Below are 26,992 nucleotides of genomic sequence, written 5' to 3'. Positions count from 1 at the left end.
CGACTTCCTCACCTTCTTCCGGGTCTGTCCCGCGCCCGACCGGCCAGAACCGGACAGGCGCGGCTTCGAAACACCAGGCGGGCAACAACACCGGCCGCAACCGGCCCAGTTCGCCCGCAGCATGGTGGCGCCGGACTTCAGACCGCCTCTGCAGTGGCAGACTTGGGGGCCCGGATGAGCGCCACGAGCAGCAGCCCGACCACCGAGACCCCCGCGCCGATCAGCCAGCCGAGCTGGAAACTGTGCTCGGCCGGAACGTCCGCCTGGCCGATCCTGATCACCTCGGCCGTGAGCACGCCGCTGATCGCGGCACTGCCGATGGCGCCGCCGAGCGGCGCGCTGATCTGCCCGATACTCGCCGCCGTCGCGACCTCCTCGGCGCGCAGTGCCGTGATGAAGGTCAGATAGGCACTGGCCGAGGCCAGCCCGTAGGAGAGACCGATGATGACCGGCCACACCCACAGCTGCCATGCCGAATCGTGCACGAACGCCAGCAACAGCATCCCGATCGTGCACCCGGTGAACGCCAGCAGGCACATCACCCGTGCCGGAACGAACCGGCTCAGCCGCCCGGCCGACGCGCTGCCCACCACGATGCCGACGCAGAACATCAGCATCAGCAGACCGCTGGTCAGTGCGCTGTACCCGAAACCGAAGCCGGCCGATGCCGGGGTTTCGGTGAATTTCGGCAGGGTGAAGTTCATGATCCACGCGAGCATTCCGGCGAGGAAGAACACCAGCCAGCCACGCAGGAAGTTCATATTCCGCAGCGCCCGGGTGTTCACCAGCGGCGCGGGACTCCGCGATTCGACGATCCACCAGACCACCACCGCCACAACGCCGCACAGCAACGGGACGAGGACCGTTGGTGAGGTCCAACCCCAGTTCGACCCCATGCTGAGCGGTACCAGGATCAGCGCGAGGGCCGCGGTCAGCAAGATTCCGCCGAACCAGTCGACCTGCCCGCGGCCGGGCCCGTCCTGACGCGGGATGGTGGCGAGCGCGCCGGCGATCCCCAGAGCGCCGAGCGCGGCAAGTACCCAGAACACCACCCGCCAGTCGACCTGCACGGTATCGGTCAGCAGGCCGCCGACGGCGAACGAGAGCCCGGCCGCGACACCTTCCGCGGCCGCAATCCAGGACAGTACGACACTCAGTGTCCGCCCGGACAGGTTGGTGCGGGCGATGGCCAGCGCGAGTGCGATCGCACCGAGGGTGAACCCGCCGATGAACCTGCCGACCAGTAGCACCGTCATATTCGGTGCAACGGCGCCGAGAACGCTGCCGGCAGTCAGCAGGCTCATCGTCACCACGGTCGTCCGCCGCTGCCCGAACAGCGACGCGACCGGTGGGAGTAGGGCGGTGCCGATCGCCCCGCTGAGCGAACCGATGATGACGCCCCAGTTGAGCAGGCCGCCGGTTGCCCCGAATTCCGCGCCGATCGGGCTGAGCAACTTGAGCGGGATGGTCGTGACGAGGGTTGCCAGGATGACGCAGTAGCCGATCATCACGACCAGGCCGCGCGGCATCACGGCGGGTATTTCGCTGTTGTGCGAACCTTCGACGGTAGTGGTCATCACGCCGCCTCTCCGGTGCGTTCCGGGGCTGCCGGGCGATATCCCAGCGTGACGAGCCGGGGCAGCACCTCGGTTTCGAACAGGCGCAGACTGCGCCACCCCGCTTCCAGCGGGAGCCCGCCCATCAGCGGCTGGAACACCAGTTCCGCGTCCGGGCCCAGCTTCTCGCAGAGCGCTACGCATTCCTCGGGCGTGACCACGCGAATGTTCGGGTCCGCCTGCAGGTCGGCCAATCCCGCGGCGGGACGGTAGGCCGTGGTGCCCACGACGCGCTCCCGGGCCCAGGTCGCGTTGGCGTTCGTCGTGTACAGCACATGGGGTGCGACGATTTCCCAGTCGCGTGCCGGATCATCGGAGACGAACAGGAACAGCGGGCCGCTCACCGGGCCGCGCGGGGGCACCGGTTTACCGAGACGTCTGCGCTCGGTGGCATAGATTTCGTACAGCCGGTCCTTTTCGGCACCGGCCGGGCGGTACCCGTCACCGATCCGGGCCGCACGGAGCGCCGAGGCCTCGGCCGACCCGCCGATATAGAGTTCCGGGCCCGCGGGACGCGCGGGCCGGGGCCGGACCAGTACCCGTTCGCCACGGAATTCGAATTCCTCACCGGTCCAGGCCTGCCGCAGCACCTCGACGATTTCCTCGAGTCGCTGCACGCGCCGGCGGCGGTCGACACCGAACATGCGGTATTCGCCGTCGCGGTAGCCGAGACCGAGCGTGACCTCGAGCCGCCCGCCACCGACCAGGTCCAGCCCCGCGAGGTCTTCGGCCAGCCGCAGCGGGTGGTGCAGCACGGCGACGAGCGCGGACAGGTGTACCCGCAGCCGGCGGGTCCGGCCGAGTATCGCCGAGCCCAGGATCATCGGCGCCGCACAGTAGCCGTCGTCGGCGCCGTGATGTTCGGCGAGATACACCGTGTCGAATCCGAGGTCGTCCGCCCAGGCAGCGTGTTCTAGCGCCGCGGTGTACTGCTCGGGACTGCTCACTCCGATATCGGGCGCCCGCATGTCATAGCGTAGGGCCAGCTTCACGTCGCACTCCGTTCGATAGAAGGGCGGCAAAGGTTTTCGCGATCACCGCCCCGGCCGCCGGTGATGAATCCGGCCTGCTCTCTTCCTCGCCCCCTCGGGTCCGCCCAGCTCGGCAGATCTAGGATGACCATAGCAACCATGCGCATGGTTATGAAGGAAATTGGTAAATCTCGGCCGACCCACCGGACAGCGAGCGACACAGGCCTTTTCCGGGCGGCGCCATGCCGGCGACTTCGGAATGTCAGCGCCCCGGGACGCCACCCGCCCATCCGTTCGCCAGATCGGTACTCACCTCGACCGTCACACTTTTCTCTGCGAAGCACGGCCGGTCGCCGCCGACATCCACAACATCGTCGTAACCACCCCAGCCGATAATCGAACGCCCGGTCCCGCTTCCGGTGAAGAAGAACTGGGATTGCACACGCACCCGAGAATCGCCGAGCCAGGCGGTGCGCACATTGGCAACGAAATGGCGCTTCACCGACGGATCGGCAGCAAAGGCCGTTTCGAAGAAATTCCGGATCTCCGCGGCTCCCCTGACAGTCCGTGACGGAGTGGTGAGCGCGGCGTCGGGTGCGAACAGTGCCGTCACGGTCTCGGGGTCCGGTTCGTCGAGCGTTCGCGCGTAGGTATGCACGTGGTCGCGGGCAGCTTCGGCCGCCTGCAGCCTGCGCACATTTTCGCGCAGTTCGGCCAGTTCACTGCCACTCATGACCGCCTCCTCATGCTCATCCGGCCGCCATTGACGCACCACGAACCTCGAGCGCTAATCTCTGCACATGAATAGCATTGAATGTAAGGTGTGGGCACAGTAAGCACAACCGCCACGTCAGGGGAGAACAGATGACCGCTACCGAACGACCGAAGAAGACTGCGCTGCTCGTGGCACAGCGCATCGTCGACGACATCAACCGCCGGGGTAACCGGGTCGGGGATCGCCTCCCTCCGGAGAAAGCCATGCTGGAGGCCTACGATGTCGGCCGCGGGACGCTGCGCGAATCCCTGCGGTTCCTCGAACTCCAGGGCGTCATCACACTCAAGCCCGGCCCCAGCGGCGGCCCGATTCTGCAGCAGCCCGACAGCTCCGCACTGGCCACCTCGCTGAGCTTGCTCCTGCAGTTCCAGCAGGCCCCGTTCCAGACGGTGATCGAGACCCGCGCCGCGCTCGAACCCCATATGGCCCGGCTCGCCGCCGAGCGGATGGACGAGACGGATATCGCGACGCTGTCCGAGATCATCGCACTCGAACAGGACAACCTGAACGACCACACGGGATTCCTCAGCCAGACCCGGCGCTTCCACACCACCGTGGCCCAGGGTTCGGGGAACCTCGTCTTCGCTTCGCTTTTCATCGCGCTGTTCGACATTCTCGACGGCGCCGCGGTCGGCGTCGAATACCCGGCCCGGCAGCGCAAGCTGACCGTCGAGATCCATACCTCCATCGCCACTGCGATCTCCGATCGCGATCCGGGCCGCGCCGAGGAACTGATGACCACACATATGCAGGCGCTGGCCGACTACACCAAGAAGAACTACGCCGAGGCGCTGGCGGCGACCGTGACCTGGAAGATGTGAGATGACAACAGCAAGCACCCGCCCGGTGCCTTTCCCCGACGATATGACCGAGGGCTTCTGGGACAGCCTCCGCGCGCGGACACTCAGTATTCAGCGGTGTGCCCGGTGTTCCCGGTTCAACCACGCCCCGAGCCTGACGTGTCCCGGCTGCGGTAGCGAGGATCTCCGCTACGAGCCGGTCTCCGGCCGCGGAACAGTGCACAGCTACACCGTTCTGGAAGATCCCCCCGGCCCCGGTTTCGCGACGCTGGTGCCGCTCGTGGTCGTCGTCGTGGAACTGGTGGAACAGCCCAGGTTGCTGATGGTGGCCAACCTGTTCGGCATCGACCCGGCCGAGGTGCGGATCGGCGCCGAGGTCGAAGTGAGTTTCGAGAAGATCTCCGAGGTCTGCGTCCTACCGCAGTTCCGGCCGGCGGGAGCGTGAGAGATATGTGGGAACTGCGGGACAAGGTCGCCGTCGCGGGCGTCGGGTACAGCGAGCTCGGGCGGCGCCTGCCGCGCACCCTGGCGGCGCTGACGGTGGAAGCGTGTGATCGCGCGCTCGCCGATGCCGGCCTGGAACGCTCGGATGTGGACGGTGTCGCGACCTCGCCGTCCATGCCGCGCTACGGCGGAACGAAGGGTACCGGCGAGGGAATCGATGTCGTCACGCCGTATCACCTGCCGCAACTGCTGGGGATCACACCCCGGATCACCTGGACCGGGTCCACCAACGGCATGGTGACGCAGAGCGTGATGGATGCCGCGATGGCGATCCACTCCGGCGTGTGCACACATGCGCTGGTCTACCGGTCGCTGCATGTGCCCAAGGGGAAATACGTCAACTACGACAGCACGATCGCCGCCGGGCCCGATCAGTTCCAGGCGCCCTTCGGCTTCAGCAACCCACCGGCCTGGGCCGCGACCGTGCTGCGCCGCTACCTCGACCTGAACGGATTCACCCGAGCGGACCTGGCGCCGTACCTGGTCGCCAACCGCGACAACGCACAGAAGAACCCCCGTGCGTACTGGCGGGGTACCACCCTGTCGGCCGAGGATTATCTGAACGCCCGGATGATCGCCGACCCGATGTCCATCCTGGACTGCGATATTCCCGTCGACGGCGCGGTCGCGCTCCTGCTGACCTCGACAGAACGTGCGCGGGATCTGCGGCAGCCGCCGGCCCTGCTCACCGGATTCGCCGCCGGCACCCACACCGCGCCGACAGGTGCGGTGATGACCCTCGAAGATCTCGTCGAGGGCGCCGGGCAGATCGCCCGGACACTGTGGCGCACCAGCGGACTCGGGCCCTCCGATATCGACAATGCCCAGCTGTACGACGGATTCAGCGTTTTCGTCTACACCTGGCTCGAGGGGATGGGTTTCACCGGCCGCGGTGAAGCCGTACCGTTCGCGCGGGACGGGCATACGACTCTCACCGGGAAGCTGCCGGTCAACACCGGCGGCGGCGCGCTCGGCGAGGGCCGTCTGCACGGGATGACACACCTCGCCGAAGCAGTGCTGCAGGTGACCGGCCGGGGCGGGGAACGCCAAGTGCCCGAGGCATCGCGGGCGCTGGTCACCGTATCCAACGGACTGGCCAAGTCGACCGCGTTCGTTTTCAGCCGGGACAGCTGACCTCCGGGCTCAGGGCCCGGCGAACTTCCCCTTCGCGAAGCTCGCCGGGCCCGGGGCGTGGGTGTACCCGGCGTCCGCGAACAGCTCCGTACCGGTGATGAATGCGGAGTCCGCACCGGCCAGGAACGACACTGCCCCGGCCACATCCGCGGGCGCGCCCGGACGGCCGACCAGCGGACTGGGCGTCATCGCCTGCGTTGCCGCGGCGAGATCGGCCGGGTCACCGGCGAGGACGCCAGCGGTCATCGGGGAGACGATCGCGCCCGGGACCACGGAATTGACCCGGATCCCGTAGTCGCGCACCTCGGCGGCGACCGCTCGCACCAGACCGGCCACACCGGCTTTGGTCGCGCTGTAGACGTGCGGCCCCACACCGCCGACGACTCCACCCGGGCTGGCGGTGACGATGATCGAACCGCGCCGGCGTGGCCGCATCACCCGGACCGCGTGCTTGAGGCACAGCAGGGTACCGCGCAGGTTGACGGCGATCGTCCGGTCCGCCTCCGCCGTATCGGTCTGCTCGATAGGCCCGAGCGCACCGAAGATCCCGGCGTTGGCGAAGAACACATCCGGAGCCCCGGCCCGGTCCACCAGTGCCTCGATATCGGCCTCCCGGGTCACATCGGTGGGCACGAACTCACCACCCAGCCGGCGCGCGAGCGCCCGGCCCTGCCTCTCCTGCACATCGGCGATCAGGACACGGAACCCGTCGGCGGACAAACGTTCGGCGCAGGCCGCACCGATTCCGCTCGCACCGCCGGTGACGATCGCGACCGGCTCAGTCATAGACGGCCACCAGCCGGCCGTCGACCTCGCCCCGGCGCAGCCGTTCCAGGCCCGCGGGGATCTCGTCGAAGGTGATCGGCACGACCTGCGGTTTCAACTCCCCCGCGGCGACCAGGTCGTAGACGGCCGCGATATCGGCCACCGAACCACCGCGCGACCCGATGAGCGTGATCTGCTTGAAAATCAAGGTACCGGTCGATATCTCGGCGGTCAGTTCACCCATCCCGACCTGCACGACGGTGCCGAACTCGCGCACGGTCTCGATGGCGGCGGCCGTGGTGGTGCCGAACCCGGCGAAATCGACGATCAGGTCGAGGTTCTCCCCGGCGAACTCGGCGATATCGCCGGATACCGCCTGCGCACCGAGCTCTTTCGCCAGCGGCCACAGGGATTGCTTCTTCTCCGCGACGAATACGGTGGCCCCTTTCACCGCCGCGACCCGGGCCGCCACCTGGCCGAGCCCGCCGAGGCCGATGATCCCGACCTTGTCACCCGCGCGCACGCCGCCCCGGCGAACCAGGGCGTGGTAGGCCGCGCAGCCGGCGTCGGTGCCGAGTGCGGCCTGTTCGAACCCGACTCCCTCAGGTATCGGCACCAGGTCTTCGGGTAGCGCGGTGCACTGGAAGGAGTATCCGCCGTCGCGTCCCTGTCCGGGCCGGGTCCGCCCGGCGGCGAATACACCCACCCGGTCACCGGGCCCATATCCCTCGACTCCGGCACCGACCTCGGTGATCACCCCGGCTACCTCGTGCCCGAGTGTCAGCGGGAATGGTCCGATCCGCTCGGTCCACTTCGGCTCGTGCAGGATCCCGACATCGGTATGACAGAGCCCGGCCGCCTTGATCTCGATCAGCACCTCCCCTGCCGCCGGCCGCGGCGCCGGTACCTCCCGGAGCACGAGTGGAGTTCCCACACGTTCGAACTGCCATGCCCGCATACCCGTCTCCCGATTCCCCGTGGTCCGCCCCACAGCCGCATAACTATGTGCATAATTATCTTCAATATAAGGAGGGATCGACGAAGGGGCAAGAAATCGGCTCAGATCCAGCCCTTCTCACGGGCCTTCAACGCCGCTTCGTAGCGATTGGACACACCGAGTTTGGCCATCGCCGCGGACAGATAATTGCGGGTGGTCCCCGGCGACAAGTGCGCACGGCGGGCGATTTCGTCGACGGAGGCACCGTCGGCGGCATATTCGAGAACATCCGCCTCACGCGCGGTGAGGACCGTATCGCCGGCGCTGATGGCTTCCGCGGCCAATTCCGGGTCCACGTATCGGCCGCCGCCGTGGACGGTACGGATAACCTCCGCGAGGGTGCCCGCCGAAGTAGTCTTGGGCAGGAAACCACGCACGCCGCCGGCCAGTGCCCGCTTGAGATATCCGGGCCGGCCGTGGCTGGTGACGATCACCGTGCCCGCGCCCGGAGTGAGGCGCTGCAGCTCCCCGGCGGTCGCGATCCCGTCCAAACCGGGCATCTGCAGATCGATGACCGCCACCCCGACCGGATCCCCCTTCTCGGAGCGCTGCCGCCACGCAGCGATGAGTTCAGCGCCGGAGCCGACGTGCCCGACGACCTCGAGATCGGCCTCCAGGTCGAGCATCGTCGCCAGCGCCGCGCGGATCAGCGTTTCATCGTCGGCCAGGAAAACAGGGATCACTTTTTCTCCCAGTGGATTTCGAGAACGAACTCGCCGGCTATCGGACCGGCATCCAGAGTCGCACCGACCAGGTCGAGCCGTTCGGCCAGGCCACGCAACCCCGACCGTTCGCCCAGCGTGGCGTGTGGCCGGTTGTTACGCAGCGATATTCCCGCCGTACCGAGAGTCAGCGTCGCCGAGGTGGCGGCGGAATGCTCGACGATATTCGTCGTACCCTCGCGCACCACCCACGCGGCGACCTCGTGGTATCGCGCGGGAACGGCAGCGGGATCGCCTTCGACGACGAGTGCACACTCCACCGCGGACAACAGCGACCGCGCACCCGCCACCTCCTCGCGCAGGTCGATATCCCGGTAACCGCGCACCAACGCCCGCATCTGCCCCATCGATTCGACGGCCAGGGATCGCACACTGTCCATTTCGCCGGCCGCCCGGCCGGTTTCGCCGGCCTTCGACAGCGCTACCGCCAATTCGCTTTTCACGGCGATCGCGGAAAATCCGCGGCCGACGACATCGTGCAGATCACGGGCGAACCGCAAGCGCTCCTGCGCCAACTGCAGTTCGGCCTCGATATCCTTCGTCCGCTCCAGCTCGTCGACCATCCGGATCCCCCATATGCTGATCAGCATCGTGCCGAGGACGAAAGCCCCACCGAGAAAGGTCATCGCGCCGACCGAGGCAACGAAGGCGAGGTCCGGGCGCACACTCGTACCGGAACGCAACGCCGCACCGGTGGCGAAGGCCAGTGCCGCCAGGATCAACCATCGGTACCGGAAGTACGGGATCACAGCGAAGGCTGCCAGGAACACGGTGACGAGGCATACCGCCCTGGTGCCCGCCAGGGGTGCCGTCTCGGCCGCATCCGGCGCAGGCACCAGAGCATAGATCGCCCACACCGCTGCCAGCACCGCTGTCGCTGTGCGGAACATCCACTGTCGTGTGGCGGCCGTTGCCCACGTGGCGAATTCGGGGCGTGCCTCGATCGCCGCGGCCGCCGCGATACCGGCGACCGCGATACCGGCCGCCGGCAACGGTTGCGGCGCGACGACGACTATCGCCAGGACGATCCCCAGAATCGACCCTTGTAGCGACAGCCGCATGTACAGCCTGAACTTGGCCGGACCCGGCAGCGCGCGCCACCATGCGGCCACCCGGTTCACCCCCGGTCGTCCCAGCGGAAACTCCGGCGAGTCAGCACGAGCGCCAGGACCGTCCATATCGCCAGTGTCGCAAACGGCCGACCGAGTGCGGTGAAGGTACCCGCGAAGTCGAGTGCCGGATCGTCGGCGGAACCGATGGCCGTCCGGCCCGCGGCACCGAGGAACACCAGATCGGATACGGCAGCGAACGGAGTCCAATCGGCGAGGTCGGCCAGCCGGTCCGGCAGTATCCCGCGGATCGAGCCGAGACCGAGCATCGCGACCGTCATCACCGGCAGCGAGGTGATCTGGGCCGCCTCGGCGTTCTTCGTCACGGCACTGGTGGCCAGCGCGAGCAGCGTGAACAGGACGATCCCGCCCACCAGTGCGAGGACGATCGCGAACGGATTCACCGGTGCGGGTGCGCCGGTACCGTAGATCACCGCGGCGATGACGACCGTACAGAACAGTGTCACCACGGCACCGGGAACGCCCGGTGCGGTCTGGATCTGCCAGTCGGCGGCCTCACCTGTCCGTAGCCGTTTCAGGACACCCTCGCCGCGGCGGGTCGTCACCATGGACAGCACCGAGTAGTACTGCATGAACAGCAGCGCCAGCAGAGCGAACATCTCGAACGCTGTCGCCGCCATCGCTGCGGTGGGTTCCGCATCCCTGCGGGCGATGAAGTAGAGAGCCAGCGGCAGCCCGATCGGGAAGACGGTTGCCGTGTAGACCAGCGTCTTGTTCCGGCGGAACTGCAGATATTCGGCCTTCCCGAGTGCCATCAGCGGGCGGCGGCGAAAACCGGCGGGCGGAGTCGCGGTGGCGGTCATCGGGTCGCTCCGATCAGTTGCGGCTCGTCCACCGATCCGCCGGCGGATTCGGCGGCGATATCGAGGAATACCGATTCGAGTGAGGCGGCCCGGGCGTCCAGACCGGCCAGGCGGATACCGTGCGCACGTGCCCAGCCGAGAAGTTCGAGCAGATGCCCCTGGAGATCGTGGGTGCTGACGGTGACCCGTTCTCTTGCGTCGACGACGGCGGTGGGCAGTGGGGGTAGCGGTAACCCGGGGTGGTCGAAGACGATCCGGGCGGGATGGCCGTCGACGATCTCGCGCAGGGTTCCGCGGCGCGCGATCGTGCCCTTGTGCATGATCGCGATACGGTCGGCCAACGCCTCGGCCTCGTCCAGATAGTGCGTCGTGAGCACCATCGTCACGCCGGCCGCTTTCAGATCCGCGAGCAACTGCCAGGTGGCGCGGCGGCTCTCGGGGTCGAGTCCGGTGGTCGGTTCGTCGAGAAACAGCAAACGCGGCTGTCCCAGCAGGGCACAGGCCATATCGACGCGGCGGCGTTCACCGCCGGACAGCGAGCCGACCCGCACGTCGGCGTGGCCGGTGAGCCCGACCTGCGCGAGCACCACTTCGGCGGTGGTGGGGGCGGTGCATGTCCCACGCCACATCTCGAGCGTTTCGCCGACGGTCAGTTCGGCCGGTAATCCGCCGGATTGCAGCATGATCCCCACCTGCGCGCGGACCTGCGCGCGATCGCGCCGCGGATCCAGTCCGAACACCCGCACGTCCCCCGCGGACGGTGCGGTGAGTCCCTCGAGAATGTCCAGGGTCGAGGTCTTCCCGGCGCCGTTGGTACCCAGCAGCCCGAAAACCTCCCCCTCGGCGACTTCGAGGTCCACGCCGCGGACCGCTTCGAACGCGTCCTTACCCTGGCCGTAGGTCCGGCGCAGGCCACGCGCGCTGATGACATCGTGCACCGGTCCCGGTGCGGCGGGCCGGGTGGCCGCAGAGACTCCATACGACCGCTCGGCACCCGGATCCGGCGATCCGTACTCCGTTCTTTTCATACCTCCCACCCTCACGGAGACGGCCGGCCACCAGTAGTACGACCAGTCATCGATCCGCGATGAATAGTTCACGGGCAAGTACTGACAAAAGTCATGACCAGCCACCGGCCGGCACTGCGAGGGCGGCCGGGTATGCCGGCGCTCGCGATGACCACGGTCGCGAGCGCTGTCGGCGGATCGGGCGATCAGTCGCGGGAGCGGGCGATGAGGAGAGGAACCCGGGTGCTGTGCAGGACCGCTTGGCCGACCGACCCGAGTGTCATACCGGCGAAACCGCCGCGGCCGTGACTTCCGACGACGATGAGCTGCGCGTTCTCGGATTCGGCCAGGATCCGGCGGGCGGGCCGGTCCTCGGCGACGACCGAGGTGACCGCCACGTCGGGGTAACGCTCGGCGCGGCCGGCCAGGCTCTCGGCCTGTAATGCGCGGGCTTGTTCCTGCATTTCGTCGCGGGAGATGTAGCGGAACGATTCCGACCAAGTGGTCACCGCGATCACTCCGACATATCCGCGGGCGGCTTCCTCGAACGCGATATCGACGGCTTCCTGGCCGCGCGGGGAACCGTCCACGCCGACCACCACCGGGCGCTGCCCGAGATCGCGGGCCGGTTCCTCGGTATCGGGGATCACCGCCACCGGGCAGTGGGCGTGGCGGGCGAGTGAGGTGCTCACCGAGCCGAGGAGGAGCCGGCCGAGGGTGCCGAGGCCGCGGGTGCCCACGACGACCATGCGGGCGTCCGCGGAGAGGTCGATCAGGACCGTGGTGGCGCCGAGGTCGGCGACGGTGGTGGTGATCTCGAGATCGGCCGCGGTTTCGCGGGCGGTTTCCTCGGCGGCGGCGAGGATCGTCTCACCGTCGGCGCGCAGCGCCTGATTGTCCAGGCCGACGACGCTGATCTCCGGGCCGAAGGTGACCGGGGCGCCGATCGCGTGGACGAGGTGGAGTGGGCAGCGATGCAGCGCCGCGCGGCGGGCGGCCCAGCGCAGCGCGTCCAGGGATGTGGGCGAACCGTCGATACCGACGATGATCGGCGGTTCGGAATGTGTGGCCATATCGGAGTGCCTCTCGCCTCGCCCTGCTCGGTGCGGCGGAATCGCGGGGCCGCGTCGTCCTTCGTCGAGGATATGGGCGGTACCGCGACCCCGGCACGCAAGCGCCGGACCCGTGTCCGGGTTGTGGCGCAATCGCGACCGCACCGGCTGCGCGTTCTACCCGCCCGGCAAGCACAACCGGGCCGGTCCTTCACGGACCGGCCCGGTTCAGGACTGCATGATCAGCGGAGATCGAACCGATCGTTTTCGGCGACCTTGACCCACGCCGAGACGAAATCCCGGACGAAACGTGGTCCGGCATCGCGCTGGGCGTAGACCTCGGCCACCGAACGCAGCACGGAGTGGGATCCGAAGACCAGATCGTTGGCGGTGGCGGTCCACTTGCGCTCACCGGTTCGCCGGTCGAAGCCCTCGTACACGTTCTCCGCCGATTCCGAGGCCTTCCACTCGGTGCCCTGATCGAGGAGGTTGACGAAGAAATCGGTGGTCAGCACGCCGGGGCGGTCGGTGAACACACCGTGCGCGCTACCACCGTGATTGATGCCGAGCGCCCGCAGGCCACCGAGCAGGACCGTCAGTTCCGGAGCGGTCAGATCCAGCATGTAGGCGCGGTCGACGAGCAGGGTTTCCAGTGGGGCCTTCTCCCCTGCCCGCACGTAGTTGCGGAAGCCGTCGGCTCGCGGTTCGAGTACCGCGGCCGCTTCCACATCGGTGTTCTCCTGGGTGGCGTCCGTACGTCCGGGCGAGAACGGCACCGTGATGTCGTAGCCGGCGTCCTTTGCCGCCTGCTGGACGCCCGCTGCCCCGGCGAGGACGATCAGGTCGGCCAGCGAAACCCGCTTACCACCGGTGGCGGAACTGTTGAAGTCCTGCTGGATCCGCTCGAGGACGGGCAGGACCTGCGCGAGTTCGGCCGGTTCGTTGACCTCCCAGTTCTTCTGCGGTTCGAGCCGGATCCGGGCACCGTTGGCGCCGCCGCGCTTATCGGTGCTGCGGAAGCTCGCCGCCGAGGCCCAGGCGGTTTTGACGAGTTGTGCGACCGACAGGCCGGAATCGAGGATCTTGCGCTTCAGCGCGGCGATATCGGCTTCGTCGATCAGTTCGTGGTCCACCGGCGGTACCGGGTCCTGCCACAGCTGCGGTTCGGGCACCCAGGGTCCGAGATACCGGCTGATCGGGCCCATATCGCGGTGCAGCAGCTTGTACCAGGCTTTGGCGAACTGTTCGGCGAGTTCCTCGGGATGTTCCAGCCAGCGACTGGTGATCTCCCGGTAGATCGGGTCCTCGCGCAGGGCGATATCGGTGGTGAGCATGCTCGGCGCGCGGGCCGGGCCGTCGAACGGGTCCGGGATGGTGCCTTCGCCCGCCCCGTCCTTCGGTTTCCACTGCCACGCACCCGCCGGACTCTTGGTCAGTTCCCATTCGTAGCCGTACAGGTTCTTCAGGAAACCGTTGCTCCACTGGGTGGGTGTGGCGGTCCAGATGACCTCCGGGCCGCCGGTGATCGCATCGCGGCCGGTGCCGGTGCCGTGGGAGCTCTTCCAGCCCAGACCCTGCTGTTCGATCGGTGCGGCTTCGGGTTCGGGGCCGACCAGGTCCGGATCGCCGGCACCGTGGGTTTTGCCGAAACTGTGGCCGCCGACGATCAGCGCGGCGGTCTCCACATCGTTCATGGCCATCCGGCCGAAGGTTTCCCGGATATCGCGGGCGGCCGCCACCGGGTCGGGCCGGCCGTTGGGTCCCTCCGGGTTCACATAGATCAGGCCCATCTGGACGTTGGCGAGCGGGCCGGAGAGTTCGCGGTCGCCGCTGTAGCGTTCGTCGCCGAGCCAGGTGTCCTCGGGACCCCAGTAGATCTCCTCCGGTTCCCAGATATCGGGGCGGCCGAACCCGAAACCGAAGGTCTGGAATCCCATCGAATCGAGGGCGACGTTACCGGCGAACACCAGCAGGTCGGCCCAGGAGATCTGGGTGCCGTACTTCTGCTTGACCGGCCACAGCAGCCGGCGCGCCTTGTCGAGGCTGGCGTTGTCGGGCCAGCTGTTGAGTGGTGCGAACCGCTGTGCGCCCTGGCCACCGCCGCCGCGGCCGTCGGCGATCCGGTAGGTGCCCGCGGCATGCCAGCTCATCCGGATGAACAGGCCGCCGTAGTTGCCGAAGTCGGCGGGCCACCAGTCCTGCGAATCGGTCAGGATCGCCGCGACATCGGCCTTCAACGCCTCGACGTCGAGTTTCGCGAATTCTTTCGCGTAGTCGAAATCCGCGCCGAGCGGGTTGGACTTGGAGGAATGGGCGTGCAGAACGGAGACGTCGACCTGGTTCGGCCACCAGTCCTTGTTGGTGCGGGGCCGGTTGTCGGTTGCGGGGGTCGGCGACGGAATCGCCGGATTTTCGCTTTCGCTGTTACTCGAAGTCCCGGTCTCAGGAGCGGGTGGACGGCTATCGGAGGTCACGATATTCCTTCCTGACGAGTGGTGCGGGCTGCTATCGAAAACGGTTCTCTTTCGCGCATTCGGGGCACAGACCCCAATAGATGACCTCGGCCTCGTCGATTGCGAAGCCGTGATCGTCGGACGCCGTCAGGCACGGGGAGGCACCGGCCGAACAATCGACATCGGCGATCGACCCACATCCCCGGCAGACGACATGGTGGTGGTTGTCGCCGACGCGGGTCTCATACCTGGCCACCGAACCGGACGGCTGAATACAGCGGAGCAGGCCGGCCGCGGTGAGCGTACGCAACGAGTCGTACACCGCCTGGTGGGATACGGCCGACAGGCGGGATCGCACGACGCGGATGATCGAATCCGTATCGGCGTGCGGGTTGTCGTGCACAGCGTTCAGCACCGCGACCCGCGGCGCGGTGACGCGTAGCGAAACCCCCCGCAGCATCTGCTGGAAATCCTCGGCCGTTTGCACACCGGAAAGTCTCGTCCGTTTTCTGGAATCGGTCAAGGATAGACGACCTGGTGGCGTTGTGGCGTTCATCCCTGCCGGGGTCGGGTCACCCCGTGGACGCCGAACTCGTCGCCCGGTTCTCCAGCAGAGTGATCGGCAGACCGTCCTTGGGGAAGGGCAGGGAGTGGTAGTCCATCGGCGGGACATACGCCGGGTCGAGCGTCCAGTGGTAGTCGCGCAGCAGGCGATGCATGATCGCCTTCACCTCGAGGCCGCCGAAGTACAGGCCGATACATTTGTGCACACCGCCGCCGAACGGCTCCCACGCGAAGCGGTGCGTTTTGTCCTCGCGGCGTTCCGGGCCGAAACGGGCGGGGTCGAAGGCCGCCGGGTCGGTCCAGTAGTCCTCCATCATATGGGTGAACTGGACACCCACGATGACATCGGTTCCGGCCGGGATCCGGACCCCCTGGATCACGGTGTCCTTCACCGCGTATCGCACCAGGACCGGCACCGGGGCGCGCAGGCGCAGCGCCTCGCGCATCACCAGGTCGATCGAGACCAATCCCTCGAGTTCCGCCATCGACGGCTCCGGTCCGAGCGCAAGCGATTCCTCGCGGCAACGCTGCTGCCATTCCGGATGCTGGCCGAGGTACTGCAGGATCGTGGACGTGGTGATGGTGGAGGTGTCGTGGGCCGCCATCATCAGGAAGATCATATGGTTCACGACATCGTCGTCGGAGAACCGTTCGCCGTCCTCGGTTTCGACGTGGCAGAGCACCGAGAAGATATCGTCGGTCTGCTCGGCGCGTTTGGCGGGCAGGTAGTGGCGCAGGAAATCCTCGAGCACCTTGCGGCCGCGGTAGGCCCGGCCCCACCGGGTGAAGGGGATGTCGGCACGTACGATCCCGGCGGCGGCCTGGACGCAGGCGATGAACGCTTTGTTGACGCGGTCCATTTCGGCCTGGCTGGTGTCCTCGGCGCCGCCCATGAACAGATCGGCGGCGATATCGAGGGTGAGCTGCTTGAGCTTCCAGTACGACGGGAATTCCTTGCCCGGTTCCCAGCCCGCCACGCCCTGTTCGATGGCGGGGTGCAGTCGGCGGGTGTAGGCGTCGAGACGGGGCCGGGTGAATGCCTGCTGCATGATCCGCCGATGGCCGTGATGCTCTTCGAAATCGATCAGCATGAGGCCGCGATGGAAGAAGGGTCCCACCAGCTCCGACCACGCCGGCCCGTTGGCCAGCGCCTTGTCCTTGTTCTGGAAGGCTTCACCGCAGGCGTCCGCCCCGAGGAGCATGACCGCCGATTTCCCGAGGGCACGGAACGGCGCGACCGGGCCGTAGCGCTCCCAGCGGCTGCGGCACAGCGCCACCGGGTCCTTGGCGTATTCGAAAACCTGGCCGATCAGGGGCAGGCCCCGGTCGTCGCGGTGCTGGACCGGAATCGGCCGGGGTGCCGCGGCCTGCGCCGATGCCGTTTCCTCGTGTGGTCCCAGGGCCTCGGCCGTCATGGTTCACCTCGTGTCGTGTGGTCTCTGTCACGTCCAGCCTGATTCAGGAAGGACGTCCTGTCAACCTTTGATTCGGCGGGCCTGTGGCATGCTGAAAACGTGGCTGTGCAATCTGGTGTGTATCGGGGCGTCAGCGCCGCCGATCGCGCCGCCGAACGGCGCAGCCGATTGCTCGACGCCGCGCTGACCGTCTGGGCGGACCCGGAAACCCGGACCACGATGACCGCCGTATGCGCCGAAGCCGGCCTGAGCGAGCGCTATTTCTACGAGAGTTTTTCCGGCCTGGACGCGGTGCTCGAGGCGGCGCTGGACCATATCGCCGCCGAGATCGAGGACATCAGCCGCCGCGCCGCCGATAACGCCGGACCGGATCCGGAGACCCGGGTCCGCGCCTCGGTCCGCGCGTTCGTCCAGCTCCTCCAGGACGACCCCCGTAAGGGCCGGGTCGCCATCATCGAAGCCGTCGCCGTCCCGAAACTGCGGCAACGCCGCACCCAGCTGCTGCGCCATCTGGCACACGAATCGGCGCTCGAGGCGCGGGAACATTTCGGCACCTCCCACCGCGGGGAGACCACCGACGAAACCGCCGGGCTGTTCTTCATCGGCGGTATGGCCGAACTCGTAACGGCATGGCTGGACGGCACCCTGCGGGTATCCGCCGACGAGATCGTCGATGCCGCGGTCCGTGTACTGCTCGGCCTCTATCGCTGACCGGCACCTGCCCGTACCGCCCCCGTCTCCGAGATCCACTGTTGTGCCCGTTCGGACGGGCCGTGCACGTTTCGACCGCCGGGTTCCGGGAACCGCGCCGGAAACCGAACGACGAAGGAGGGCGACCGTGCCGGACCATCAGAAGAGCGCCGACAGCGGAGCCGAACCACGGCGGGTGGTCATCGTGGGCAGCGGATTCGCCGGATTCACCTGTGCCCGCAAACTCTGCCGGACACTCGCCGCGGCAGGCGACGATACCGAGGTCGTCCTCGTCTCCCCCACCGACTACATGCTGTACACGCCACTGCTACCGGATGTCGCCGGCGGGCTCATCGATCCCCGGTTCGTCGCCGTCTCGCTGACCGACGCCCTGCCACGGGTGCGGTTGATCGTCGCAACCGCGAAATCGATCGACCTGGACGACAAGACGCTCACCGTGACCAGCGATCACCACGGCACACGCGAACTGACCTGGGACCGGCTGGTGCTCACCCCGGGATCGGTCACCCGGTTGTTCGATGTCCCCGGGCTGCCCGAACACGGCCGCGGCCTGAAAACCGTCGCCGAAGCGCTGTATCTGCGTGAGCAGTTGATCCGGCAACTCGAACTCGCCGACCACGAGGACGATTCCGAAATCCGGCAGGCCCGGCGCACCGTCGTCGTGGTCGGCGCGTCCTACGCCGGGACCGAATTGGTCGCCCAGCTCCGCGCCCTCGCCGACACCTACGCCGCCCGCCGCGGTTTCGATCCGTCCGAGATCCGTTTCCTGCTGCTCGATATGGCCGACCGGGTGATGCCGGAGGTCGGCGAGAAACTGAGCGATCAGGTGCTGTCCGTGCTGCGTGGCCGCGGGATCGATATCCGCCTCGGGATGTCGCTGAAAGAGCTCACCGGCGATCGCGTGGTGCTCACCGACGGTACGACCGTGCCGACCCACACCGTCGCCTGGGTCACCGGTGTCACCGGGGCGCCGGTGCTGAGCACCCTCGATCTGCCGATGGAACGCGGCCGGTTGAGCGTGAACGACGATCTGCGGGTCCCCGGCCATCCCGACGTATTCGCCGGCGGTGACGCGGCCGCGGTCCCGGATCTGACACAGCCGGGAAAGATCACGCCACCCACCGCCCAGCATGCCACCCGTCAGGGCAAAATCCTCGCCCGCAATGTGGCCGCGAGCCTGGGAATCGGGGCACCGGTGCCGTACAAACACCGCGATATGGGGCTGGTGGTGGACCTGGGCCCGCGTTTCGCCGTCGCCAACCCGCTCGGGCTCCGCCTCTCGGGGCTGCCCGCCAAAGCGGTCACCCGGGCCTACCACACATTCGCGGTGCCGCGCGGGCTCAACCGGTGGGCGATCACCCTGACCTATCTGACCAACGCCGTCACCCCGCGCCCCCTGCCCCTGCTCGGTCTGGTCAGTCCCGAGGAAGCCAGCTTCCACGCCAGCGAAGGTATCCGGCACCAGGTATAGACCGGGTGGCCCGCTATCGGAAGCCGCCCACGTAATCGGGGCGTTCCAGCCGGTGTCGGGTTGTCGAGGGTGCCGTTCGGTAGTCGCGACGCCGATATCGGGGCGATTGTCCTACCGCACCGTAACCGGGATCGCACCACCGACGACCCGGGCGAGAACCTCGGCGAGCGCCCGTTCGACATCGGCGGTCTGGTCTTGCGCGCTGCCGCGGGTGTGGGCCGCAACGGTGAACCCCGGACCGAAGGAGGCCGAAACGACCTCCGCCGGCGGAAGGTCCGACCAGCCCCATTTACTGCCCTGGACGCCCGGCAATCGCGCGGTACCCCAGTTCTGCTGGGTGCCGTCGGCGGCGGTGGGTGGCGCACTCGCCATCCATCCGAGGATCGGCGAGGTGGGATCGGTCGCTTGTTTCGCGGCGAGGAAATCGGCGAGGTCGGCCGTACTGGTCGTGGCGGTGTTCCAGCCCGCGCCCGCACTGGTCTGCGCCAGGCCGTATTCCGCGGCGACCGCGCCGATGGCCTGCGGGTACTCGGCTGCCACGGCCTCGGCGGCGGCATCGTCGGACAGTCGGATCATGCGTTCCGCATGCATCCGGTCCGCGGGGGAACCGTCACCATGCCGCAGGGCGTAATCGGCCAGGTAGAGCTTGACCATCGATAACGCGCTTCGGGTTTCGAACTCGTTCGGCGTCCCCCAGCGAAACCCGTTCGGCCCGCGCACCGAGAGCGCGCTCCGCGCCGGCACGCTTTCGGCCGGAGCCCCCGGTGGCGGTAACGGTTGCGCGATCGCCGGCGCCGGGCCGGAACAGGCGGCGGCGATCAAGGTCGCCAGGATCAGGGTGCGATAGCTCATCACTCGCCTCGTTCCGGTGTCGGGACACTGCCGGTGGATCGCGCATACCCGCTCCACCGGGAAACGAACAGGCCTGTTTCGCACGGTGCCGCGGTCACCCGCCGATTCGGGCGACCGGGACCGGGAATGCGCAGCGGCGACGGTAGGGTGAGCGCACAGTCGACCGCGATGGTCGGCCGGCGGCGGTCACGGATGATCCACCGGCGAAACGACACCTGTGCAGAGATCGGTTACCACATGACGGCAAAAGCCGCCGACTACGCTGTTCCCGCCGACCGGGTCGACGAACCACGCCCGGCCCGCACCACCCGGAGCAGCGACTATTCCGGGTTGCTGCGGCAGGTACGCGACGCGGGGCTGCTGGACCGCCGGCCGCGGTATTACGTCTGGAAGGGCGCGGCCGTTCTGCTCGCGCTGGTCGCCGGGTGGACCGCTTTCGTCCTGATCGGCGAATCGTGGTGGCAGCTCGGTACCGCGGCGTTCCTGGCAGCGGTCTTCGCGCAACTGGCCTTCCTCGGGCACGATGCCGGGCATCGTCAGATCACCGGGCGCCGCAACCGGGACTATCTGCTCGGAATCCTTTTCGGGAACCTCGCGATCGGGGTCGGTATCGGCTGGTGGACCAGTAACCACAACCGTCACCACGCGCATCCCAACACCGAGGACGCGGACCCCGACGTCATGGGGGTACTCGCGCATTCGAGCCTGCGTGCCCGCACGGGCCGGGGTCTGCGCCGGGTGATCTTCCGGTACCAGGGCTGGTTGTTCTTCCCGATGCTGCTGCTCGAAGGCTGGAGCCTGCATTTCTCCAGTGTCCGGGCCATCGTGCGCCGCGATATCCCCCGGCGCGGGCTGGAAGCCGCGACGTTGTTCGCACACGCCGCCGGATACCTGACCGTGGTCTTCCTGGTGTTGCCGCCGCTGCAGGCCGTCGTTTTCACCCTGGTGCAGCAGGGCCTGTTCGGCCTGTACATGGGTTCCACCTTCGCGCCCAACCACAAGGGTATGGAGGTTCTCCCGGCCGGTGACAACACCGACTATCTGCGGCGCCAGGTGCTCACCGCACGCAATGTCCGCGGGGGATTCGTCGTCGATACCGCTTTCGGCGGCCTCAACTACCAGATCGAGCATCATCTGTTCCCGTCCATGCCCCGCCCCAACCTGCGCCGCGCCCAGCCGATCGTCGCCGCGTACTGCGCCGATCTCGGGGTGCCCTACTGCGAAACCGGGGTCCTCGCCTCCTACGCCCAGTCCATCGGGCATCTGAACACCGTCGGACGATCCACCCGTACGTCCGCCGTGCCCGCCTGATCAGCGGTGGGCACACCGTGCGGGGCCATTCCCGGCCGCAGCTGGTCAACAGTGACGGTGGCATGTCTCGAACCGGAGCCAGGCGAATGACGAGCTATCGCACCCTGCCCCAGACGACCCGGACCACCGCCGCTGTTCCGCTATATCCCTGGTGATCCGGTTACGGCCGCTGTCGCGGGTCCACACGACGTGGCGGATCGGACCGGTCGTCGGTCATCGGCGGCGGGGGCGGCACGTCGACACCCAGATTCAGCAGCGACGAGCGGACCACGACATCCCAGGACGTGTGCTGGGTCGCGGCGAGACGGCAGCGCTGTTCGGAATCGGCGACCACACGCCGGTGTGCCTCCAATTCGGCTGTCATGGCCGCGATCTGCCGTGACAGCGGTTCGACCATCTGCGCGGCCGCCTGAGTGAGTACCTGAACCGCATCGGCACGGCGCTTGCGCCGGCTGAGCAACCCGGCCGCGCAGACACCGCCGACGCCGGTGACCAGGCCGCCGAGGACAGAAGCCAGTTCGGTGATCACGCTGTCCTCCTCTCCGGCCGGATCGACGCACCGCCTCAGGCGCGCCGGTCGCTCGTGGGGTCGCGGAAGCCGGGGATTTTCAGGGCCGCCCCGATAACGCCGAGCGCTTCGGCGGTCGTCCGGTCCCCCAGGAACTCCCAGCCCGGGAAATCCGCGCCGCGGGCGGTGCCCGATCCGGCGAGCTGGTCCAGCGCGAGCCCGACATGTTTGTCGAGGTAATGCAGCATGGTCCGGACGGTGACCTGGTCACCGTGGTGGTTCGTGATCTTTTCGTCGAGGAAGGCCATATCTTCGCCTCTTCCGTCCAGTAGTGCCTGTACCTCCCGGCGGAAGGCGTTCATATCGATTCCCGCCGGGTCGATCTTTCCCTCGCTGGAGTACTCGTGGTGGGCCACGCAATCGCCGGAGCCGCGGCCGAGGCGGCGCAGGATCGCGGCACAGCCGCGTTTGTAGGCGTCGAGCTGGGCCGGCGTCCAATCCCAGGGTGGAGTGCCGCGCGAAACGGCTTCGATACCGATCGTGTGGTAGTTCGCATTGTCGGTGGGCCAGCCCGGCCGGCTGCCGCGGCCGGCGTGCCAGCAGACCCCGACCGCGATCACCCGGTAGCTGCCGTCCTTTTCGAGCACCAGTTGTGCGAGTGGTCCCGGTAGCCCGGGACGTCCGTCCTGCACGATGCGCCAGTCCTCCGGCCCGCCTCCGGCGGTGTGATGGCATAGGACTCCGCGGATATCGAGGAAATCGCCGTGGCCGCGTTCGCGCCAGCCGTCGTGTTCGATCACCGTCAGACCGGCGTCGCGGAGTACATCGGCCAGCCATATCGGGTCGCCGTTCCAGCTCATCGGACCTCCTTGCCCTCGTACGGGTCGAACCGCACCGCGAATCCGGTAGCGTCTTGTCATCCGGCGGCAACCGATATAGTTCAGGGCTTCTGAACTGGGGTGATAGTCAACCGCTCTACCTTCAGAGTATGCCCGGCACGGTGCTTTTTCAACCCAGAACAGTCCCTTCAGACCCCCATACGGTCCCTTTCGGCTGAGGTGCGAAGACGCCGTGCCGAAGCTATCGGGCACTTGATTAACACCCTGCCCCCTCCCAGAATGGTCGACATGAATGCGACGCCCGCCGAGTCGGAGGACGCGACCGCCGAGGAGGCGAGGCTGGACGCAGCGCTGGGCGCGGAGGTACGCGCAATGCGTGCCCGCCGCGGCTGGACCCAGGAGACCCTGGCCGAGGCCACCGGCTACAACAAGAAGACCATCGCCCGGCTCGAACACGGCGAACGGGCGATGACCGTGACGCAGCTGTACAAGATCTGCCGGGCGTTCGGGATCCGGCCCAGCGAGCTAGTCGGTGCCGCGGAGAAAGAAATCGGCATCCAGTAACTGCGACGGGTCCACACCGCGGCGGCGTGCCTCGACGACGAACGACGAAACCGTGGTCGTGGCGGGATCATCGTCCAGACGGTCCGACAGCGCCGCGGTGGGGTCCCGAGCTTCTTTGCCCATGAGCGTTTTCCAGTTCCTACCGATCCACGCTCGCGAGGTCGATCCCGCATTCCCCACCGAGCCCGACAGTTCCTACTCGACGCCCTCCATGAGGGCCCACGCATTGAGCCGGGCACAGGCTCTTCACCCGAACCCGACGCCGAGTGTAATTTCTCCCGCGCGATCCGCCCAGGCCCGGAAGGAACCTCAGAGCAACGGGTTTCGTGCAACGATGCGAACCGCCGTGCAACACGCCGTTACCCGCATAGGCACACCCGCCGGGACATCACCGAGCAAATCTCGTCAGCGGTAGGACGAGCCGGGAGGGGTGGGCGGCGTCGCGATAGATCTTGTGGGTGACCGGGCGGCCGACCGGCAGGTGGAACGCATCCGGCGGTAACAGTGCATTGTGGTCGTCGGCCAGTGGTTCGTCGCAGGACAATTCCGCCACGAGACGATGGCCGGGGAGCAGCGCGGCCGCGAACGGGTACAGGCGCAGTACGTACTCCTCGATCACGCCCGGCTCGACCGGTACCGCTCGGGTATGCGGATGGTACGGATCGCCTTCGGTGGTGCGCTCGTCGAGTTCGCGGTGTGAAGCTTTCAGGTAGCCGGTGGTGAGAAGTTGGCGTTTGCCGCCGGGGGCCTCGTCCCACAGCCGAAGGATGAAATTCGTATCATCCTGGTCTATTTCGGCGAATATATGCGCGGCACCGGTGCCGATGAACTCAGCGGCTTCGGCGAAAGGCTCAGTGTGCCAGCGCAGTATCTCCACCTTGTCGGTGACAGTGAGCGGCGCCTGATAGAAACCGTCGGGCGCCGCGTACCGCGCGCCCATCGGTTCGGGTTCGGGCGTGAGTTTGCCGCGCGGGCGCAGGTACAGCGACGTGCAATCGGCATCCTTCGGCGGCCACCGGTCGGCGTTCACGCGCTCGCATGCACCCTCCACGAAGACCGTTACGGCGGGTTCGTCCATTACGCCGTTGTCGATACCCTTGAGCCAGTAGTCGTACCAGCGGAACATCTTGTCGTGTTCCTCGACGAAGGGCCGTGACTGCATGGGCGGGTACGGGCCGATATCGAGTTTCTTCGGGCCGTTCAGCCGGTGGAACAACTCGATGGTGCCGTCCATCGTCCAGCCGCGTCCCTGATCGATCTGCAGATAGACGGGGATTTCTATATTCGCGGCCAGGTTGACCGGGTTGCGCTCCTCGTACCATTCGCCGTCCAGTTCGTTCATGACGATGTCGAACCAGGCTTCGTGGTGCTTCGGATAGTTCAGTACATGCACCAGATTCGGCCAGGCAGCCACATCCGGGTCCGCGAGACGGGCGGCGACGCGGGCGCGGATCTCCTCGGGCGAATACGTTTCCAGCATGCGCGATCCGGTCTTGTCGGTGAACGCCCAGCCCGAATCGCCACCGCGTCCCTCGCGCGCGGCGCGCGGCATGAACCACATGATGCCGCCGTGGTACGTGGTCTCGTAGAAATCGTAGTGGCCGCCGGAAACGAAGATCGCCTTCAGATGCGGTGGACGCTCGGCGGCGGCGAGGATCTGCATGGAGCCGAAGTAGGAGATGCCGATCATGCCGACATTGCCGTCACACCAGGGCTGTTCGGCGACCCATTCGATGAAATCGTAGGCATCCTGCCCGAGCGGTACCCCACCGGCGTTGTAGTTGCCGATATGTTCGCCCCCGGACCCGCCGGACCCGCGCAGATCACCGATCACGTGCACGTAGCCCGCGCCGACGACGCGGGCGATATCACCGGCCTCGATACAGCCGTCCCACATCGGGCTGGGGCGTCGCTGCGGTGGCGTGGTGAGGGCGAGCGCCTGCAACTCCTTGCCGTACGGGCTCAGCGCGACCAACGCGGGCCGCGGCGTATCGGTGACCCCCTGGTAGGTGTCGGCGACCAGCTCGACTCCGTCGCGCATCGGCACCCGCAGATCCTTCCGGATATGGATGGTCTGCCCGCCGGCGTCGAAAGTGTGGAACTCGGCCATGAGTCGGTGGCTCCTCTTCTGTTTCAGGGCTTCTGGTCGAACCGCGTGCGATAGCCGTGCATCGAGGTGAAGAACGGCGAGGGTTCGAGAGTGGGGTCGCCGTGGTATCCGAGATCTTCGGCGACCGGTGTGAACGGCGAGTACACCGAGCCGGTATCCGGCAACCCCGCACACAGGCATCGATAAGTGGATTCGTGGACGCGGCTCTCGATATCGAGACTCTGGTCGAGCGCTTCGCGCGCCTGGTCGCTGTCCAGTTCGACCCCGTAGGGTTCGCCGTTCGCGCGACGGTACGGATGCCCGAGATACAGGCGCCGCGGCCTTATCTCGTCGCGTAGGTAGCGCAGGCTCGCGCGGTACCTGTCCGGGTCCGCGTAGCCGGGGAAACCGTTGGCGGCGCCGTGGACCTGCACGGCGTCACCGGCGAATACATCGTTCTGTCCGTCGAGGACGTAGGCGACCGATCCCGGTGTATGTCCCGGAACGGAATGCACCGACACCGTGACCTCTCCGCCCAGCGACAGAATCTCACCGCCCTCGACCGGTACCGCCGGCTCCATTTCACCGGAGATGACTGCATTCGTGACCCGGATCTGTTTCGCCACACCCTCCGGATCGTTCAGATACCGCCCCCGGCCTGCCGAGTACTCGCCGATATGCGCCTCCCGCGACCGCAGCAGTGGCGCGTCGGCCGCGTGGATCACCACTCGGGCGCGGCGCCCAGTCAGTTCCCACAGGGCGTAGGCCCCGCCGATATGGTCGATATGGCCGTGGGTCAGCAGGATCCAGCGCACATCGGCGATATCGCGGCCGAGTTCGGCCAACGCCGGGGCCATGGCCTCGGCCGGTGAGGTCGCGATACCGGTGTCGACGATCGCCGGTTCGGGTGCGTCGATGAAGAAGCTGTAGAGGCCGAACCGCCCCCACGGCGAGAAGAGCGGATGGACTGCGACGTCCCGGGTCACGGGGTACTCCGGCCGGTCAGGAATGCGGCGGTCTCCTCGAAGACTCGCCGGTATTCGGGAAGCCATGAGAAGTTCTGCACGAAACCGTGGTTGGCGCCCGCGTAGCGCGTCACCTGCACCGCGACCCCGGCCTGTTCGAGCCGCTCGCCGTAGCGTTCGCCTTCGTCGCGCATCGGATCGTATTCGGCGGTGACGATCAGCGCGGGCGGGAGCCCTGAGAGGTCGGCGCGTTTGATCGGCGAGACAAGCGGGTCCGCGGGGTCGGCGCCGCTGTCGGTATAGAAGGCGTTGAAGGGTTTCAGCGCCGCGGTTTCGAGACCGTAGCCTTGCGCGTTCTCCCGGAGAGAGGGGTAGCGGCCGAGGTCGAAGTCCAGGTCGACGGAGGGATAGAACAGCACCTGATGGGTGATGCGGTCGAATCCGTCGTCGTGGGCCAGCGCGGCGACCGCGGCGGCCATCCCACCGCCCGAACTGTCGCCCGCCAGCGCGAGCGTGGCGCCGTCCCAGCCCAGGTGGTGCGCACCCGCCCCGGCGGCCCAGCGCACCACGCCGTAGCAGTCCTGAAGCCCAGCGGGATAAGGGTTTTCGGGCGCGCGCCGGTAGCCGACGGAGACGACCTTGTACCCGGTCGCCTGCGCCAGATGCCGCGCGATGTGGTCGTGGGTTTCGAGACTGCCGAGGAAGTAGGCGCCGCCGTGGAAGTACACGAGTACGCCGTAGCCCGCGGTGACTCCGGCAGATTCGACCGGCGTGTAGATCCGCACGGGCACCTCCCCCGCCGGGGTCGTCGCGGTCGCGTCGTCGACGGCCGAGATCGGGATGCGCTGCTCGAGCGGTACGACCTGGGCCTCCTCCCCCGCGCGCATGGCCGCCGGGTCCAGCGGGCCGTCCGGCGGTGCGGGCAGTTCGGCGATCACCCGGGCGATTTCGGGATGCAGTGGCATAGCTGTGTC

At 67.5% G+C, this 26,992-nt stretch carries 27 protein-coding genes; 7 read left to right on the top strand and 20 right to left on the bottom strand.

Going from position 1 to position 26,992, the window contains the following annotated elements; all coding sequences use genetic code 11:
• Positions 1 to 137 precede the first annotated feature (137 nt).
• The 3 genes from ON22_RS32280 to ON22_RS32270 all read right to left on the bottom strand — a co-directional run bounded on the left by ON22_RS32280 (position 138) and on the right by ON22_RS32270 (position 3,320).
• Positions 138 to 1,577 (bottom strand): MFS transporter, encoded by a 1,440-nt coding sequence (locus tag ON22_RS32280; protein ID WP_033242742.1) that lies wholly within the window; start codon positions 1,575 to 1,577, stop codon positions 138 to 140.
• On the bottom strand, positions 1,577 to 2,608 hold the full coding sequence (locus tag ON22_RS32275; protein ID WP_051158362.1) for an LLM class flavin-dependent oxidoreductase: 1,032 nt from the start codon (positions 2,606 to 2,608) through the stop codon (positions 1,577 to 1,579). Before ON22_RS32275 ends, ON22_RS32280 begins: the two co-directional genes overlap by 1 nt.
• Before the next feature lie 241 nt (positions 2,609 to 2,849).
• Entirely contained in the window at positions 2,850 to 3,320 is a 471-nt protein-coding gene (locus ON22_RS32270; RefSeq protein WP_033242741.1) for a nuclear transport factor 2 family protein, read from the bottom strand.
• 131 nt (positions 3,321 to 3,451) lie between these two features.
• Between ON22_RS32270 and ON22_RS32265 the strand changes: the two genes are divergently transcribed.
• From ON22_RS32265 to ON22_RS32255, 3 genes are read left to right on the top strand one after another with little or no spacing between them, the layout of a single operon-like run.
• Positions 3,452 to 4,183 (top strand): FadR/GntR family transcriptional regulator, encoded by a 732-nt coding sequence (locus ON22_RS32265; RefSeq protein WP_033242740.1) that lies wholly within the window; start codon positions 3,452 to 3,454, stop codon positions 4,181 to 4,183.
• Between the two features lies 1 nt (position 4,184).
• Positions 4,185 to 4,607: a Zn-ribbon domain-containing OB-fold protein gene (locus ON22_RS32260; RefSeq protein WP_033242739.1), complete on the top strand. Its 423-nt coding sequence runs from the start codon at positions 4,185 to 4,187 to the stop codon at positions 4,605 to 4,607.
• Between the two features lie 5 nt (positions 4,608 to 4,612).
• Positions 4,613 to 5,800, top strand: a complete 1,188-nt coding sequence (locus tag ON22_RS32255) for a thiolase C-terminal domain-containing protein (RefSeq protein ID WP_033242738.1) — start codon at positions 4,613 to 4,615, stop codon at positions 5,798 to 5,800.
• A gap of 9 nt (positions 5,801 to 5,809) precedes the next feature.
• Here the strand turns inward: ON22_RS32255 and ON22_RS32250 are convergent, their stop codons facing one another.
• From ON22_RS32250 to ON22_RS32205, 10 genes are all read right to left on the bottom strand, one after another.
• Positions 5,810 to 6,586: an SDR family NAD(P)-dependent oxidoreductase gene (locus tag ON22_RS32250; protein WP_033242737.1), complete on the bottom strand. Its 777-nt coding sequence runs from the start codon at positions 6,584 to 6,586 to the stop codon at positions 5,810 to 5,812.
• Entirely contained in the window at positions 6,579 to 7,523 is a 945-nt protein-coding gene (locus tag ON22_RS32245; RefSeq protein WP_033242736.1) for a zinc-binding dehydrogenase, read from the bottom strand. The genes ON22_RS32250 and ON22_RS32245 overlap by 8 nt, the downstream gene beginning before the upstream one ends.
• A 101-nt stretch (positions 7,524 to 7,624) precedes the next feature.
• Positions 7,625 to 8,245, bottom strand: coding sequence for a response regulator transcription factor (locus ON22_RS32240; protein ID WP_033242735.1), 621 nt, complete (start codon positions 8,243 to 8,245; stop codon positions 7,625 to 7,627).
• Positions 8,242 to 9,396, bottom strand: coding sequence for a sensor histidine kinase (locus ON22_RS32235; protein ID WP_033243037.1), 1,155 nt, complete (start codon positions 9,394 to 9,396; stop codon positions 8,242 to 8,244). The genes ON22_RS32240 and ON22_RS32235 overlap by 4 nt, the downstream gene beginning before the upstream one ends.
• A gap of 5 nt (positions 9,397 to 9,401) precedes the next feature.
• Positions 9,402 to 10,217 (bottom strand): ABC transporter permease, encoded by an 816-nt coding sequence (locus ON22_RS32230; RefSeq protein ID WP_033242734.1) that lies wholly within the window; start codon positions 10,215 to 10,217, stop codon positions 9,402 to 9,404.
• Positions 10,214 to 11,245: an ABC transporter ATP-binding protein gene (locus ON22_RS32225; RefSeq protein ID WP_081596006.1), complete on the bottom strand. Its 1,032-nt coding sequence runs from the start codon at positions 11,243 to 11,245 to the stop codon at positions 10,214 to 10,216. The genes ON22_RS32230 and ON22_RS32225 overlap by 4 nt, the downstream gene beginning before the upstream one ends.
• A 185-nt stretch (positions 11,246 to 11,430) precedes the next feature.
• The gene (locus ON22_RS32220; RefSeq protein WP_033242733.1) at positions 11,431 to 12,297 is read right to left on the bottom strand and encodes a universal stress protein; all 867 of its coding nucleotides are present in this window, start codon (positions 12,295 to 12,297) and stop codon (positions 11,431 to 11,433) included.
• 221 nt (positions 12,298 to 12,518) lie between these two features.
• Positions 12,519 to 14,750, bottom strand: a complete 2,232-nt coding sequence (katG, locus tag ON22_RS32215) for a catalase/peroxidase HPI (protein ID WP_033242732.1) — start codon at positions 14,748 to 14,750, stop codon at positions 12,519 to 12,521.
• A 31-nt stretch (positions 14,751 to 14,781) separates the two neighbouring features.
• Complete coding sequence (locus ON22_RS32210) at positions 14,782 to 15,189, bottom strand: Fur family transcriptional regulator (protein WP_197039640.1); 408 nt, start codon at positions 15,187 to 15,189, stop codon at positions 14,782 to 14,784.
• Positions 15,190 to 15,301: 112 nt separating this feature from the next.
• Positions 15,302 to 16,708: a cytochrome P450 gene (locus ON22_RS32205; protein WP_081595991.1), complete on the bottom strand. Its 1,407-nt coding sequence runs from the start codon at positions 16,706 to 16,708 to the stop codon at positions 15,302 to 15,304.
• 99 nt (positions 16,709 to 16,807) lie between these two features.
• Between ON22_RS32205 and ON22_RS32200 the strand changes: the two genes are divergently transcribed.
• Entirely contained in the window at positions 16,808 to 17,419 is a 612-nt protein-coding gene (locus tag ON22_RS32200; protein ID WP_033242730.1) for a TetR/AcrR family transcriptional regulator, read from the top strand.
• Between the two features lie 127 nt (positions 17,420 to 17,546).
• Positions 17,547 to 18,890 carry an NAD(P)/FAD-dependent oxidoreductase gene (locus ON22_RS32195; RefSeq protein ID WP_231508279.1) on the top strand — a complete coding sequence of 448 codons (1,344 nt, stop codon included), beginning with the start codon at positions 17,547 to 17,549 and terminating at the stop codon, positions 18,888 to 18,890.
• Positions 18,891 to 19,001: 111 nt separating this feature from the next.
• Here the strand turns inward: ON22_RS32195 and ON22_RS32190 are convergent, their stop codons facing one another.
• Complete coding sequence (locus tag ON22_RS32190; protein ID WP_051158360.1) at positions 19,002 to 19,742, bottom strand: hypothetical protein; 741 nt, start codon at positions 19,740 to 19,742, stop codon at positions 19,002 to 19,004.
• A 237-nt stretch (positions 19,743 to 19,979) separates the two neighbouring features.
• Here ON22_RS32190 and ON22_RS32180 point away from each other — a divergent pair, with 237 nt between their 5' ends.
• On the top strand, positions 19,980 to 21,053 hold the full coding sequence (locus ON22_RS32180) for a fatty acid desaturase family protein (protein ID WP_081595990.1): 1,074 nt from the start codon (positions 19,980 to 19,982) through the stop codon (positions 21,051 to 21,053).
• Positions 21,054 to 21,213: 160 nt separating this feature from the next.
• Here ON22_RS32180 and ON22_RS32175 read toward each other — a convergent pair whose 3' ends face one another.
• Together ON22_RS32175 and ON22_RS32170 are read right to left on the bottom strand one after the other, a co-directional pair.
• Entirely contained in the window at positions 21,214 to 21,582 is a 369-nt protein-coding gene (locus tag ON22_RS32175; protein ID WP_033242728.1) for a hypothetical protein, read from the bottom strand.
• 35 nt (positions 21,583 to 21,617) lie between these two features.
• The gene (locus ON22_RS32170; RefSeq protein WP_081595989.1) at positions 21,618 to 22,421 is read right to left on the bottom strand and encodes a peptidoglycan recognition protein family protein; all 804 of its coding nucleotides are present in this window, start codon (positions 22,419 to 22,421) and stop codon (positions 21,618 to 21,620) included.
• Positions 22,422 to 22,688: 267 nt separating this feature from the next.
• Here ON22_RS32170 and ON22_RS32165 point away from each other — a divergent pair, with 267 nt between their 5' ends.
• The gene (locus tag ON22_RS32165) at positions 22,689 to 22,964 is read left to right on the top strand and encodes a helix-turn-helix domain-containing protein (RefSeq protein WP_033243030.1); all 276 of its coding nucleotides are present in this window, start codon (positions 22,689 to 22,691) and stop codon (positions 22,962 to 22,964) included.
• On the opposite strand, the gene ON22_RS37060 is transcribed toward ON22_RS32165, so the two are convergent.
• The 4 genes from ON22_RS37060 to ON22_RS32150 all read right to left on the bottom strand — a co-directional run bounded on the left by ON22_RS37060 (position 22,926) and on the right by ON22_RS32150 (position 26,983).
• Positions 22,926 to 23,087, bottom strand: a complete 162-nt coding sequence (locus ON22_RS37060; RefSeq protein ID WP_156052229.1) for a hypothetical protein — start codon at positions 23,085 to 23,087, stop codon at positions 22,926 to 22,928. The genes ON22_RS32165 and ON22_RS37060 overlap by 39 nt on opposite strands.
• A 265-nt stretch (positions 23,088 to 23,352) precedes the next feature.
• The gene (locus ON22_RS32160) at positions 23,353 to 25,074 is read right to left on the bottom strand and encodes a CocE/NonD family hydrolase (RefSeq protein WP_033242727.1); all 1,722 of its coding nucleotides are present in this window, start codon (positions 25,072 to 25,074) and stop codon (positions 23,353 to 23,355) included.
• A gap of 23 nt (positions 25,075 to 25,097) precedes the next feature.
• The gene (locus ON22_RS32155) at positions 25,098 to 26,039 is read right to left on the bottom strand and encodes an MBL fold metallo-hydrolase (RefSeq protein WP_033242726.1); all 942 of its coding nucleotides are present in this window, start codon (positions 26,037 to 26,039) and stop codon (positions 25,098 to 25,100) included.
• Complete coding sequence (locus tag ON22_RS32150; protein WP_033242725.1) at positions 26,036 to 26,983, bottom strand: alpha/beta hydrolase; 948 nt, start codon at positions 26,981 to 26,983, stop codon at positions 26,036 to 26,038. Before ON22_RS32150 ends, ON22_RS32155 begins: the two co-directional genes overlap by 4 nt.
• Positions 26,984 to 26,992 lie beyond the last annotated feature (9 nt).

Origin of the sequence: Nocardia carnea NBRC 14403 (genome assembly GCF_000308515.1) — a bacterium.
Classification (GTDB): Bacteria; Actinomycetota; Actinomycetes; order Mycobacteriales; family Mycobacteriaceae; genus Nocardia; species Nocardia carnea.
Note: the sequence above shows the minus strand (reverse complement) of the source record. Positions and strands in the feature narration are given on the sequence as shown.

Coding starts and splice junctions, on each gene's coding strand:
- ON22_RS32225 (WP_081596006.1), bottom strand. CDS start 11,245: ATGAAAAGAACGGAGTACGGATCGCCGGATCCGGGTGCCGAGCGGTCG.
- ON22_RS37060 (WP_156052229.1), bottom strand. CDS start 23,087: ATGGGCAAAGAAGCTCGGGACCCCACCGCGGCGCTGTCGGACCGTCTG.
- ON22_RS32255 (WP_033242738.1), top strand. CDS start 4,613: ATGTGGGAACTGCGGGACAAGGTCGCCGTCGCGGGCGTCGGGTACAGC.
- ON22_RS32170 (WP_081595989.1), bottom strand. CDS start 22,421: ATGAGCTGGAACGGCGACCCGATATGGCTGGCCGATGTACTCCGCGAC.
- ON22_RS32270 (WP_033242741.1), bottom strand. CDS start 3,320: ATGAGTGGCAGTGAACTGGCCGAACTGCGCGAAAATGTGCGCAGGCTG.
- ON22_RS32260 (WP_033242739.1), top strand. CDS start 4,185: ATGACAACAGCAAGCACCCGCCCGGTGCCTTTCCCCGACGATATGACC.
- ON22_RS32160 (WP_033242727.1), bottom strand. CDS start 25,074: ATGGCCGAGTTCCACACTTTCGACGCCGGCGGGCAGACCATCCATATC.
- ON22_RS32230 (WP_033242734.1), bottom strand. CDS start 10,217: ATGACCGCCACCGCGACTCCGCCCGCCGGTTTTCGCCGCCGCCCGCTG.
- ON22_RS32250 (WP_033242737.1), bottom strand. CDS start 6,586: ATGACTGAGCCGGTCGCGATCGTCACCGGCGGTGCGAGCGGAATCGGT.
- ON22_RS32150 (WP_033242725.1), bottom strand. CDS start 26,983: ATGCCACTGCATCCCGAAATCGCCCGGGTGATCGCCGAACTGCCCGCA.
- ON22_RS32165 (WP_033243030.1), top strand. CDS start 22,689: ATGAATGCGACGCCCGCCGAGTCGGAGGACGCGACCGCCGAGGAGGCG.
- ON22_RS32265 (WP_033242740.1), top strand. CDS start 3,452: ATGACCGCTACCGAACGACCGAAGAAGACTGCGCTGCTCGTGGCACAG.
- ON22_RS32210 (WP_197039640.1), bottom strand. CDS start 15,189: ATGCTGCGGGGGGTTTCGCTACGCGTCACCGCGCCGCGGGTCGCGGTG.
- ON22_RS32190 (WP_051158360.1), bottom strand. CDS start 19,742: ATGAGCTATCGCACCCTGATCCTGGCGACCTTGATCGCCGCCGCCTGT.
- ON22_RS32245 (WP_033242736.1), bottom strand. CDS start 7,523: ATGCGGGCATGGCAGTTCGAACGTGTGGGAACTCCACTCGTGCTCCGG.
- ON22_RS32280 (WP_033242742.1), bottom strand. CDS start 1,577: ATGACCACTACCGTCGAAGGTTCGCACAACAGCGAAATACCCGCCGTG.
- ON22_RS32220 (WP_033242733.1), bottom strand. CDS start 12,297: ATGGCCACACATTCCGAACCGCCGATCATCGTCGGTATCGACGGTTCG.
- ON22_RS32180 (WP_081595990.1), top strand. CDS start 19,980: ATGACGGCAAAAGCCGCCGACTACGCTGTTCCCGCCGACCGGGTCGAC.
- ON22_RS32205 (WP_081595991.1), bottom strand. CDS start 16,708: ATGACGGCCGAGGCCCTGGGACCACACGAGGAAACGGCATCGGCGCAG.